The following is a 12,593-nucleotide window of genomic DNA, read 5'->3' on the forward strand; positions in this document are numbered from 1 at the left end:
ATATCCCGGCGGATAGCCCGGTTATTCCTGACGCGGGTGCGTTAACGCACCTTTTTTATTATCAGACCTGAAATCTGTTACCGGCATCCTGCCTGATTATCTGTCCTGCCTGTTGTTGCGTTTTATAACGCCTTTAGCAGGTAAACGCGGCCGGTTAAATAACCTGACCCGGACAGACATTTCTTTACTTTTCTTTTTTCAACGCTATTTCAATTAACGATCAACCTGATGGCCGATAATCCCGCCGATGGCTGCACCGCCCAGCGTACCCAGGGTGCTGCCGTCTGTCAGGACTGCGCCGCCCAGTGCACCGGCACCTGCGCCGATGGCGGTGTTACGGCCGCGGTGGGACATGTTGGAACAGGCCGACAGGGAAAGGGCCAGGGTCGTGACCAGCACCACGGTGGTCAGACGTTTATTAACTTTCATCATGTTTACTTCTCCTTGCAGGGGAATACGCCATATTTTGACTTAAGTGAAATTAATCAACCCAAGCCGGTACTGCTGTATTCATTATAGGCAATAATGCCCAGCTTCGTGTCTCTGGGTGGAATTCCACACAGCAGATTATCGGGAACATCAGAATGTTCATTGGCATTCCCGTGGAATGAACCGGGTTTCCTGGTGTTCTATTTCGCCGTCCGACAGAACGGCCATAAAAACAACGCAAAAAAACAGAACCGGACAGGGCGTATTCTATTTATTGCCGGCGCAGCGACTAGGTAAATATTCTTAATTTATTTCGCCCGGAATGGGTGCCGCACAAAAAGACACAGATGGCGACACAGCAGGTTTCTACGCACTCTTCAGCGATTTCACCCATACCGGGCATCGGGCCGGGCTTCCAGAATAGGGCATCTGCGCAGTAACCAAGGACATGAAGATGCTTAACGAATTGAAACAACAGGTGCTGGAAGCAAACCTGGCCCTGCCGCGCCACAATCTGGTGACCTTTACCTGGGGAAATGTCAGCGCCGTTGACCGCGGGCAGGGGCTGCTGGTGATCAAGCCCTCGGGGGTGGAGTATGCGCATATGACGGCCGAAGACATGGTGGTAGTGGAGCTGGAGAGCGGCCGCGTGGTGGAAGGCAGCAAAAAGCCCTCGTCAGACACCGACACCCACCGGGTGCTCTACCTTAATTTTGAACAGGCGGGCGGCATTGTGCATACCCACTCACGCCATGCCACCATCTGGGCGCAGGCGGGGCAGGACATCCCGGCCTGGGGCACTACCCACGCAGACTACTTCTACGGGCCCATCCCCTGTACCCGGATGATGACCGGGGCGGAGATTGGCGGGCGTTATGAGTGGGAAACCGGCGAGGTGATCGTGAAAACCTTCCGCGAACGTCAGATCGATCCGCAGGCCGTACCGGCGGTGCTGGTGCACTCCCACGGCCCGTTTGCCTGGGGCAGTGACGCCGACAACGCGGTGCACAACGCCGTGGTGCTGGAAGAGGTGGCGTATATGGGCATTTTCTCGCGCCAGCTTACCCCGGAACTTCCGGCGATGCAGCCGCAGTTGCTGGACAAGCACTACCTGCGCAAGCACGGCAAAAATGCCTACTATGGTCAATAAGGGCCTGGGCCAATAACAGCCTGGGTTAATAACCGCCGGCGCCGCCGGCCTTGATCCTCTTCCTCAGCAGCCTGCGGCAACGCGGGCCGCTGTTCTTCCAGGCCAACGTTATTCGCTGACCCGATCCACCGTAATCCCTTGCCCGATCAGGTAATCCGCATACTGCGGCGGCAGTTTGTCGTCGGTTATCACCCGGCTGAAGGCGCTGGCTGCGCCCAGCACGTTGGGGGTGATCTGGCCGAATTTCGAGGAGTCGGTCAGCACGATATTCTCGGCCCCCTTCGCCAGCAGCGCGTTGACCACATCGGCGCGCATCATGTCCCGCCCGGTAAAGCCGCTCTCCGGCGTAAAACCGTCGATGCCGACAAAGGCTTTGCTGAAATGCAGCTGCTGGATGCAGAGCCGGGTCAGCGGGCCGACCACGGTTTCGCTCTCTTTCTGGTACATGCCGCCCAGCAAAATCACATCGCACGGGGTAGCGCGCAGTAAATGGGCGATATAGCTGCTGACGGTGATAAGCGTAATGTGCTTGCGCTCCGCCAGGTAGCGCGCCAGCAGGGCATTGCTGCTGCCGCTTTCGATAAAGATGGTGTCGCCGTCATTGACCAGTGAGGCGGCAAACTGCGCCAGTTTCTGCTTCTGGGCGAAATTAGACATCATCCGCGCGTCCAGATCGTCACTTTCAATCGCGACGGCGTAACCGTGAACGCGCTTCAGGTAGCTGCGCTGCTCAAGCCGGTTAAGATCCTGCCGGATAGTCACCTCAGAGACGCCGCACTGCTGGGCAAGCTCGCCCACGCTGACCCGGCGCTGTTGGTTTACCACCTGCATAATGTGTTGTTGTCGTGCGTTCATAGTGGCCCAGACAAAAAAGGGCAGCCGGGTGGCTGCCACAAAGTATCTTCTGAAAAAAGAGGTTTCTCAGAGCGTGTGTTCAGTGCGCGCAATAATATCATCCTGCGCGTCCGGCGATAAAGCCGTAAAGAACGCCGAGTAACCGGCAACACGCACCACCAGGTCACGGTACTGATCCGGCTGCGCCTTGGCGGCCAGCAGTGTGTCACGCGACACAATGTTGTACTGCACATGCCAGCCGTGGTGGACATCAAAGAACGTGCGCAGCAGCGCCAGCAGTTTCTCGCGGTCGCGCGGGTTCTCAAGCGTGGCCGGGTTCAGTTTCTGGTTCAGCAGCACGCCGCCCAGGATCGCCGCGGTCGGCAATTTCCCGAGCGAGTTGAACACCGCCGTTGGGCCGAGGGTATCGGTGCCGGAGGCGGGGCTGGCGCCTTCTGCCAGCGGCGTGCCGGCCTTGCGGCCGTCCGGCGTCGCCGGGGTGGCCGCGCCGAACGGCACATTGGCAGAGATGGAGGACGTCCCGGCGTAGTAGGTGCCGCCCACCGGGCCGCGGCCGAAGCGGGTGTTGTGGTACTGCTTCAGCTCATCGATGTAGGTCTGGTAGGCGCGCACCAGCAGGTCATCCACCTCATCGCGGTCATTGCCGTATTTCGGCGCGCCGTTGACCAGCCGCTGGCGCAGTTTCTCGCCGTCCAGCCCGCTGAAATCGCTGGCCAGCGCCGCCGCCAGCTGTTGCTGGCCGATAATACCCTGTTCAAACACCAGCGTACGCACCGCCGCCAGGCTGTTGCCGAGGTTCGCGATGCCGACCTGCAAGCCGGAAACCCAGTCATATTTTGCGCCGCCCTGTTTGATGCTTTTGCCGCGCTCAATGCAGTCATCCACCAGCGCGGAGCAAAGGATGTCATGGGCATTCTCCTCCAGCACGGTATCCACCACGCACTCAATCTCAATCGACTTGCGGGTGTAGTAGCGGATCTGGCGGTCCCAGGCGGCCATCACCTCGTCAAACCGGGTGAAATTGCCCTGTGACAGCCCCTGTTCTTGCGGCAGGAACACCCGGCCGCTCTGGCTGTCGCGCCCCTGTTCCAGCGCCGCCAGCATCACGCGGGCGAAGTTAATGAAGCTCATGCCGGTGCAGCGGTAGCCCCATTTGCCGCCTACGGCGGTTTCAATGCAGCCGATGGCGGCATAGTCGTAGGCATCCTCGCGCGAAACGCCCAGCTTGATAAACTCCGGGATCACGATCTCATCGTTGTTGAACGCCGGCATCCCGAAGCCACAGCGGATCACCTGCACACAGGCATCCATAAAATCATCGCTGATCCCGCTGTGGTAACGCACGCTGAGGTTCGGTTGGGTGGAGCGCAACCGGCCGCAGGATTCCAGCACCACATAGGAGAGCGGGTTAACCGCATCCACCGCCCGGCCGTCTGCCCAGCGCTGGCCGCCGATGGTGACATTCTGGTAGAGCGGGCTGCCGGCCGAGGCTTTGGAGTGGCTGCCGGAGCGGATCTTGTTCACTTCCAGCAGTTTCAGCCAGCAGCTGTTCAGCAGCTCAATCGCCTGTTCACGCGGCAGCGCGCCGGTCAGCTCGACATCCCGCCGGTACCACGGGTAGAGGTACTGGTCGAGGCGGCCGAAGGAGACGGAGTGGCCGTTGGACTCAATCTGCAACACCAGTTGCACGAAATAGCAGAGTTGCAGCGCCTGCCAGAAGGTTTGCGGCGGCTGGTGGGCGATCAGTTCACCGTTGGCCGCGATCGCCTGCAATTCGTCGCGGCGGGCAGGGCGCGTCTCTTCCGCCGCCATACGCCGCGCCAGATCGGCAAAGCGCAGGATGTGGTCACTGAGCGCGGCCAGGGTAATATCAATTGCTTTCAGGAACTGCTCTTTATGCAGGTCTTCCCAGTCGGTGAGCGCCAGCCGCTCGCGGCGTTCACTGACTTTTTCGCGCAGGCCGTCCAGCCCGAGCTCCAGCAACAGCGGGTAGTTCACCGCCAGGTGGGCGTCGCCGGAGGTCATATTGCCTTCGGCCTTGATAATGCCTGCCTCCAGCAGCGCTTTCTGTTCGTCCGTGAACATGCCGTAGCAGCGATCCTGTACCGTCTGGCCGCGCCACCACGGGCAGACCTGATGCAGCACGGTTTTGTCCTGCTCGGAAACGGCGAACCCGGCACCGGGGCGGTCGGCCAGATCGTCGATCTCTTTCTCAATCCAGTTGACGGTGTATTCCGGGAAAATTGGCGCGGCGCGCACCTGGCTCGCCTGGTTGCCGACAATCAGCTCGTCATGCTTAATCCAGATGGTGCGTTGTGCCAGGTGGTGCGCCAGGGCCAGCGCGCGGCGCACCGGCAGTGGTTTATCCTGGTGCTGCTGGTACATCTCGGTGTAGTGCTGCGCCCGCTCGGTGCAGATCGGCGGTTTGACAATCGCGACCAGCGCCGCCTTGTGGGCGCGGATACGGTCACTCAGGGTATCAAGGTTGAGTTGGGTCATGGTGCTATCCTCTTAACAGGGCGTCCAGGCCGCGCTGCCGGGCATAATGCCGGGCAAAGGCCAGCAGCGCCGGGTCATCCAGCGGCGTGGCCGGTGCGGTGTAGGGCTGGTTCAGCAAGGCATACTTATTGATGCCGAGCGTGTGGTAAGGCAGAAAATGGATCTCTTTGCAGGGCGTCTCGTCTGCGGCAAAATCGATGATGGCGCGCAACGAGTCATTATCCGCGTTGAAACCGGGAATGACCGGCACCCGCACAATCACCGGCACCCCGGCCTCTGCCAGGCGGCGGAAATTGGCCATCACCCGCCGCGCGGAGCCGCCGGTCCAGTCGCGAAAGCGCGCGTCATCAACGTGTTTCAGGTCAGCGAGCAGCAGTGACAGGTGCGGCAGGGAGGGCGCAATGTAATGCCACGGCACATGCAGGCAGCTCTCCACGGCGGTGTGCAGCCCTTCGGCCCGGCAGCGCTGCAACAGGTCAGCGCAGGCGTCCGGCTGCATAAAGGGTTCGCCGCCGGAGAGCGTGATGCCGCCGCCGCTGCGCTGGTAGAAAGGCCGGTCACGCAACAGGGTCGCCATGACGGCGTCCCTGTCCAGCGCCTCGCCGCACAGCGACAGCGCGCCGCTCGGGCAACCGGCCGCCAGCACCGGCAAATCTGCCTCTGTCAGGCGTTCACGGTGCAGGGTCAGGTGCTCCTGCTGATGCGTCACGGCCTCCGGGCAGCGCTGGCTGCATTCGCGGCAACCGGCAATGCACAGGCGCGGGTCAAACAGCAGGTCGGGCGTGCGGGCGCGGCTTTCCGGGTTCTGGCACCAGCGGCAGCTCAGCGAGCAGCCTTTTAGAAACACCACGGTGCGGATGCCGGGGCCATCGTGGGTCGAGTATCGTTGAAGATTAAACAGCATAGCGCCTCCATTTCGTTCGGAGATTAAAATGGTTTCGAACGAAAGTTATATTGACGCGGGTCAAGAAGAGGGCGGCTTTATCCGTTACCATGCGGGCAGTGTGACGTTACCCAATTAATCAGGAGAGTGAGATGGAGCTATATCTGGATACGGCAGACGTGAATGCCGTCAAACGCCTGGCGCGCATTCTGCCGCTGCATGGCGTCACCACCAACCCAAGCATTGTGGCCCGCGCGGGGAAACCGCTGTGGGACGTGCTGCCTGCGCTGCGGGATGCACTGGGCGGCACCGGCAAACTCTTTGCCCAGGTGCTGGCAGAGGATGCAGACCACATGGTGGCCGAAGCGCAGATGCTGACGCAGCGGGTGCCGGGGCTGGTGGTGAAAGTGCCGGTCAACGGCGAGGGGCTGGCAGCGCTGAAGACGCTGAAAAGCCTCGGCATCCCGACGCTCGGCACGGCGGTTTACGCCGCCGGGCAGGGGCTGCTGGGCGCGCTGGCCGGGGCGGAGTATGTGGCGCCCTATGTCAACCGGCTGGATGCGCAGGGCAGTGACGGCATCGCGATGGTGCGCCAGTTGCAATCGTTGCTGGACCAGCACGCACCGCACGCCAGCGTGCTGGCGGCCAGCTTCCGTACCCCGCGCCAGGCGGTCGATTGCCTGCTGGCCGGTTGCCGTTCGATTACCCTGCCGGTGGATGTGGCAGAGCAATTGTTTACCGCCCCGGCGGTAGACGCCGCGATCCAGGCCTTCGGCAATGACTGGCAGGGCGCATTCGGCACCCGTGTGCTGAGCTGACGCCGCCCTTGCGCGGTAAGCCTGCCGCCCGGCAGGCTTTTTTTGCCTCCCCCGTTGCTGCTTTTCCCGCCATTTTTGAGAAAAATGAGATCGCAATGAGATTTTTTAGCCTGCCTGACCAGAGGTGAACTGCCTGCGTCACAAAAATAGAAACGGCGTTTCAAAATTGTGGGTGAGATCATTTTTATTCACCATGTAAACGGTTAACTTACTCAACCATTGGCGCATGAATGAATAAGGCTCGCTGGACACAGTGGCCGCGCATCCGTTTTCTTAGTTCTCTGAGGCGAAAAAGTCCCATGCAAATTAAACGTGCGATAGAAAAAATCCCGGGCGGTATGATGCTGGTGCCGCTGTTTCTCGGTGCGCTGTGCCATACCTTTGCGCCGGATGCCGGAAAATATTTTGGCTCCTTTACCAATGGCCTGATCGCCGGTACGGTGCCGATCCTGGCGGTCTGGTTCTTCTGTATGGGGGCGTCGATCAAGCTCAGTGCCACCGGCACCGTGCTGCGCAAGTCCGGCACGCTGGTGGTCACCAAAATCGCGGTTGCCTGGATTGTGGCGGCGATCGCCTCCCGGATATTGCCGGAAAACGGCGTTGAAATCGGCTTCTTTGCCGGGCTGTCAACGCTGGCGCTGGTGGCCGCGATGGACATGACCAACGGCGGGCTGTACGCCTCCATCATGCAGCAGTACGGCACGAAAGAGGAGGCGGGGGCCTTTGTGCTGATGTCGCTGGAGTCCGGCCCGTTGATGACCATGGTCATCCTCGGCACGGCGGGCATCGCGTCCTTTGAGCCGCATGTGTTTGTCGGGGCGGTGCTGCCGTTCCTGGTGGGCTTTGCGCTCGGCAACCTCGACCCGGAACTGCGTGATTTCTTCGGCAAAGCGGTGCAGACGCTGATCCCGTTCTTCGCCTTTGCCCTGGGCAACACCATTAACCTGAGCGTGATTGCCCAGACCGGCCTGCTGGGGATCCTGCTGGGTGTTATGGTGATTATCATCACCGGTATCCCGTTGATCCTGGCCGATAAATTCCTGGGCGGCGGTGACGGCACCGCCGGTGTGGCAGCCTCCAGTTCGGCGGGTGCCGCTGTGGCCACCCCGGTGCTGATCGCTGAAATGGTACCGGAATTCCGCAGCGTGGCCCCGGCTGCCACGGCGCTGGTGGCGACATCGGTGATTGTGACCTCCGTCCTGGTGCCGATCATCACAGCAATCTGGTCAAAAAGGGTGAAGAGTGCCCACAAAACCAGCCTCGACCAGCAGGCGGCGCGCATTAAATAAGCCATTTATATCCGTTATCTGAACACCCCGCCCTCACCAGGCGGGGTTTTTTATGGCCCGCCCCCCCGGCGCAGGGCGTTTTCCTCCGGCGCTATCCTGCTGTTTCTCCACGCCCTGTTTTGCTTAAACATTAACAGTGTTGTTTATTGATGTTTGTTGACTCCTCACTGCCCACGGTTTCGCTAGTCTTTGGCTTGCTGGGAGGCGAAAACTCATTATCGCCCCTTAAGTTAGCGATTCGTACCTGCCACGGGGTTTTGTGATTACGCAGGTGTTCATAGTGAACAGGAGGAAGTAACCATGGCTACACAGTGCCTTGATATCGTCGCTTTACGTAAAATTGAACCGACCACCGATGGCGAAACCATTAACGTCGCCAGTTACTACAGCAATGTCACCTACACCGACAGCATCCCCAACGGCGGCGGCCTTTTTGCCTATGACGCCAAAGACACCACCAGCGTGGACAATGGCGGCTCCGTGATCGTCACCCCTGGCGGCAAACGCTGGAAACGGATGGAAAACCAGTTGTTGCCGGTGCATTTCGGTTGCCGCCCCGGCGGCAGCATCGACTGCACCACGCAGATGAAAGCCTATGTGGCGGCGTCTGCCGGTAAAGTGGTGGATTTCCGCTTCGGCCCGTGGCGCGTCAGTGCCACCATCGACCTGACCAGCGTCACGCGTATCATCGCAGACCAGGCGGGCCGGTTTAAGGTCAGGCCGAGCGGCTTCGTCGGCGATTATGTGCTGACACTGGGGGATCCGACCAAAGCAGCCAACGCGGGGCGCACCAGCCGCCAGATCATTGACGGGTCATTAGTGGTGGAGTGCGACAGTCGCGATACGGTGCTGAACGGCATCTATATGAAAGGCCAATGGTTTGTCGGTGAGCATGTCCGCGCGCAAGGGTTTAACGGTATCGGTATCCACCAGGACACCATCTGGGACTCCACGTTCCAGCGGCTGAGCGTAGAGCGCTGCGGTAACCTGAACGATTACGCGCTGGTGATGGGGTCAGATTCGGATACCCAGAACGCCACCCACATTGTCTCTGTGCAGTGTGAGCAGGCGTACCACCGCGGCATCAAAATCGCCAATAAAGTGCGGAATGTGATCAACAACATCCACGCGGAACGGCTGATTATCCTGACTGAGGATGACGGCACCACCGGGCTGGCCTCCGGCCTGAAATACCTCAACCACAGCATCGTCACCGGCAACTCGATTATCCAGCAGGTGATCATTGACGCCGACAAACTCGATAACACCACCCAGCAGACGGTTGGGGTGTCGCTGGTGCCGTCGATCTACCTGGCGGCTGACCGCTCTGAGTTCCGCAACTGGAACTGCGGCTCCTCTGTGGTCAGTACCGCCTACGGCACCAAATCGGTGTTCTCGACCTGTCTGTTCAGCTCCTGGTACATCAAGGCGCCGACCTATGACATCACCGTGGTGGAACCGGCCGTCTCCAACGTGCTCCAGGTGGAATCGGACATGGACATCATCAACCCCACGGTGGCGAACCTGTCGTTCTTCTACAACGCCGGGAAGGTGAAGGTCATCAAAGGGAATATCACCAACGTGAGTTTCCCGAACAATATCCGGGGGGATATCACCTTCATGGGCAGTTACATCAGCGGCAATATCACCGGAACCAAAGTGCCGGTGGCGGGGTATGCGCCGGTGACCTTCACGGACTGTAACTTTACCGGCACCATCAGCGGGGCTTACCGCCAGAGCGCCATCATCAACGGCGGACGCGCGGCCAAGGTGGATCTGGTGAACGGTGCCTCCATTGTGTTTAACAACGTGCTGATGGACAGCTTCAACTACACCGGCGAACGGGGCTTCGTGACCCGCGGCTGCCGGGCCACCACGGTGACAAAATGGGCAACGCCGTCCGGCACCAACTACCCGATCGGGACAATCACCGAACGGCTGGGGGCGGACACCACCGGCTCCGGGATCATGTTTGTGAATACCGATGGGGCGCTGAGCTGGTCTTCCATCGCCAAAGTGGCGTAGGCCTTGCCGCCAATAAGAACGGCTCCTTACGGAGCCGTTTTTTTTTGCCTCAGCAGGGGCATTTACCCAGCTTCCCGCCCTGGCTGGGGAAGCGCGCCTCCAGGCAGTAACGGTGGAAGGCGCGCTCACTCATCGGCGCCTCATTGGGGTGGTGCAGCCGGTGGTGGCGCAGGTACGCCTGATAATCATGCACGCCGACCATCAGCCGGAAACTTTGCGCCAGGCGGCGGAAAACCAGGCGCACCCGGCCGTGCAGTCTCTGCGGCGGGGCCTCTGCCAGCGGGTGGCAGGCACTGACCGTCAGCACCGTCCGGCGCGGTACGGCCAGCAGCAGGGAGCGATCAGCCATGTGTTGCCTCCCGGCGCAGGCGCACCTCGGTTTCATGGGTGGTCGGTTTGCTGGACTGCAACGCCCGGCGGATAACAAAGAACGCGGCCACCAGCATCGTCACGGCCACCAGCATAAAGAACCCACACAGCGCGGCGTTAATCTGGTTGGCAAACACAATGGTTTCCATGTCTTTCAGTGATTTGGCCGGGGCGATCACCGTTCCGGCGTCAATCCCGGCGGAGAACTTCCGCGCCTGCGCCAGGAAGCCGATCGCCGGTTTCTCATGGAAAATTTTCTGCCAGCCGGCGGTCATCGAGGTGATAAACAGCCAGGCGGTCGGCAGCAGCGTCACCCAGGCGTAGCGCTGTTTTTTCATCTTGAACAGCACCACGGTGCCGAGGATCAGCGCCATCGAGGCCAGCATCTGATTGCCGATGCCGAACAGCGGCCACAGGGTGTTGATGCCGCCGAGCGGGTCGATCACCCCCTGGTACACGAAGAAGCCCCAGCCGGCCACAGCGACCGTGGTGCCGGCCAGGTTGCCGAGCCACGAGCGGTTATTCGCCAGCCCCGGCACCACCACGCCTGCCAGGTCCTGCACCATAAAGCGGCAGGCACGGGTACCGGCATCCACCGCCGTCAGGATAAACAGCGCCTCAAACAGGATGGCGAAGTGGTACCAGAACGCCATCATGGCGCGGCTGTTAAATACCTCGGTGATGATATGGGCCATGCCGACGGCAAAGGTCGGCGCGCCCCCGGCACGGGAGAGGATTGAGGTTTCGCCGACGTCACGCGCAATCTGCGTCAGCAGATCCGGCGTTACCACAAAGCCCCAGCCGTTGATCGCCTGTGAGGCGCTCTCCACTGTGGTGCCGATCAGCGCAGCCGGGGAGTTCATGGCGAAGTAAACGCCGGGGTCAATCACTGAGGCGCAGATCAGCGCCATGATCGCCACAAAAGACTCCATCAGCATCGCGCCGTAACCGATAAACCGGATATGGCTTTCGCGCTCAATCAGCTTCGGCGTGGTGCCGCTGGACACCAGCGCATGGAAGCCGGAAATGGCGCCGCAGGCGATGGTGATAAACAGGAACGGGAACAGGCTGCCGGCAAACACCGGGCCGGAACCGTCGATAAAGCGCGACACCGCCGGCATCTTCATCTCCGGCATGGCGAACACAATGCCGACCGCCAGCCCGACAATCACGCCAATCTTCAGGAACGTGGAGAGGTAATCACGCGGGGCCAGCAGCAGCCACACCGGCAGCACGGAGGCCACAAAGCCATAAATCACCAGCACCCAGGTCAGCGCGGTGCCGGACAGGGTAAAGAACGGCCCCCAGTAGGGGTCTTGCGCCACGTTGCCGCCGTAGATAATCGCCAGCATCATCAGCACAAAACCGATAACCGAGACTTCCGCGATTTTGCCGGGGCGGATAAAGCGCATATAGACGCCCATCAGCAAGGCAATCGGGATGGTCGCGGCGATGGTGAACAGGCCCCACGGGCTGTCAGCCAGCGCCTTGACCACCACCAGCGCCAGCGCCGACAGGATGATGATCATCACCCCCAGTGCGCCGAGCATGGTGATAACCCCGGCGAATGCGCCCAGCTCCTGCTTCGCCATTTCACCCAGCGAACGGCCGTCGCGGCGGGTGGAGATAAACAGCACCAGGAAATCCTGTACCGCCCCGGCCAGCATCACGCCGATCAGGATCCACAGCGTGCCGGGCAGAAAGCCCATCTGCGCTGCCAGGATCGGCCCGACCAGCGGCCCGGCCCCGGCAATCGCCGCGAAGTGGTGGCCGAACAGCACCCACTTATTGGTCGGCACATAGTCCAGCCCGTCGTTGTGGCGCTCCGCCGGGGTCATGCGGCGGTCATCCAGCTCAAACACCCTGGTGGCAATGAACCGGCTGTAAAAACGGTAAGCGATGCTGTAACAGGCCACGGCGGCCACCACCAGCCACACGGCGTTGACCGCCTCGCCACGGCTCAGGGCCAGCATGGCAAAGGCCACCGCACCGAGTAACGCCACCGCTAACCAGATAAGCCTGGTTTTGACGTTGTTCATGGAAACTGCTCCTTGTATCTGTAGGGGGAGGAAGGGGAAATGTACAGCCGGGGCACGCGCGTCATGCGCCGGTAACAGCCTGTAACCCCGGCTAAACCTTTGTAACCTGTTAACCATAGGGATTGTGGCGCGCTTGAGAAGCAGGGCAGCGAAGAAGTGTGAGGCGGGCAGGGTTTTAGCCGGAGAAACCGGCCGGGTGAGAAACCGGCCGGGCGCAGGCAAAAAAAATCCCGCACC

General features: G+C 60.7%; 10 protein-coding genes. 4 read left to right on the forward strand and 6 right to left on the reverse strand.

All coding sequences use genetic code 11. The annotated features are described in order from the left end of the window. Positions 1-213: 213 nt before the first annotated feature. Positions 214-432 (reverse strand): osmotically-inducible lipoprotein OsmB, encoded by a 219-nt coding sequence (gene osmB, locus JK232_RS14775; protein ID WP_072933019.1) that lies wholly within the window; start codon positions 430-432, stop codon positions 214-216. Positions 433-883: 451 nt separating this feature from the next. Between osmB and araD the strand changes: the two genes are divergently transcribed. Continuing rightward, positions 884-1,579 carry an L-ribulose-5-phosphate 4-epimerase gene (gene araD / locus JK232_RS14780; RefSeq protein WP_072933021.1) on the forward strand — a complete coding sequence of 232 codons (696 nt, stop codon included), beginning with the start codon at positions 884-886 and terminating at the stop codon, positions 1,577-1,579. Between the two features lie 108 nt (positions 1,580-1,687). Here araD and JK232_RS14785 read toward each other — a convergent pair whose 3' ends face one another. The 3 genes from JK232_RS14785 to JK232_RS14795 form a co-directional block, all read right to left on the reverse strand. Further along, positions 1,688-2,434: a DeoR/GlpR family DNA-binding transcription regulator gene (locus JK232_RS14785; protein ID WP_072933096.1), complete on the reverse strand. Its 747-nt coding sequence runs from the start codon at positions 2,432-2,434 to the stop codon at positions 1,688-1,690. A gap of 66 nt (positions 2,435-2,500) precedes the next feature. Next, positions 2,501-4,933 carry a formate C-acetyltransferase/glycerol dehydratase family glycyl radical enzyme gene (locus JK232_RS14790; protein ID WP_072933023.1) on the reverse strand — a complete coding sequence of 811 codons (2,433 nt, stop codon included), beginning with the start codon at positions 4,931-4,933 and terminating at the stop codon, positions 2,501-2,503. Positions 4,934-4,937: 4 nt separating this feature from the next. Beyond that, the gene (locus JK232_RS14795) at positions 4,938-5,837 is read right to left on the reverse strand and encodes a glycyl-radical enzyme activating protein (RefSeq protein WP_072933025.1); all 900 of its coding nucleotides are present in this window, start codon (positions 5,835-5,837) and stop codon (positions 4,938-4,940) included. A gap of 131 nt (positions 5,838-5,968) precedes the next feature. Here JK232_RS14795 and fsa point away from each other — a divergent pair, with 131 nt between their 5' ends. The 3 genes from fsa (at position 5,969) to JK232_RS14810 (ending at position 9,948) form a co-directional block, all read left to right on the forward strand. Then, positions 5,969-6,634 carry a fructose-6-phosphate aldolase gene (gene fsa / locus JK232_RS14800; protein ID WP_072933028.1) on the forward strand — a complete coding sequence of 222 codons (666 nt, stop codon included), beginning with the start codon at positions 5,969-5,971 and terminating at the stop codon, positions 6,632-6,634. Between the two features lie 299 nt (positions 6,635-6,933). Continuing rightward, positions 6,934-7,923, forward strand: a complete 990-nt coding sequence (kdgT, locus tag JK232_RS14805; protein ID WP_072933030.1) for a 2-keto-3-deoxygluconate transporter — start codon at positions 6,934-6,936, stop codon at positions 7,921-7,923. A 300-nt stretch (positions 7,924-8,223) separates the two neighbouring features. Next, positions 8,224-9,948, forward strand: a complete 1,725-nt coding sequence (locus JK232_RS14810; RefSeq protein WP_072933032.1) for a hypothetical protein — start codon at positions 8,224-8,226, stop codon at positions 9,946-9,948. 49 nt (positions 9,949-9,997) lie between these two features. On the opposite strand, the gene JK232_RS14815 is transcribed toward JK232_RS14810, so the two are convergent. Both JK232_RS14815 and JK232_RS14820 read right to left on the reverse strand, forming a co-directional pair. Next, complete coding sequence (locus tag JK232_RS14815) at positions 9,998-10,297, reverse strand: YbdD/YjiX family protein (RefSeq protein ID WP_212589340.1); 300 nt, start codon at positions 10,295-10,297, stop codon at positions 9,998-10,000. Beyond that, entirely contained in the window at positions 10,290-12,356 is a 2,067-nt protein-coding gene (locus JK232_RS14820; RefSeq protein ID WP_072933036.1) for a carbon starvation CstA family protein, read from the reverse strand. The genes JK232_RS14815 and JK232_RS14820 overlap by 8 nt, the downstream gene beginning before the upstream one ends. Between the last annotated feature and the right edge of the window lie 237 nt (positions 12,357-12,593).

Source organism: Nissabacter archeti (assembly GCF_018257325.1).
In the GTDB taxonomy this organism is placed as follows: domain Bacteria; phylum Pseudomonadota; class Gammaproteobacteria; order Enterobacterales; family Enterobacteriaceae; genus Chimaeribacter; species Chimaeribacter arupi.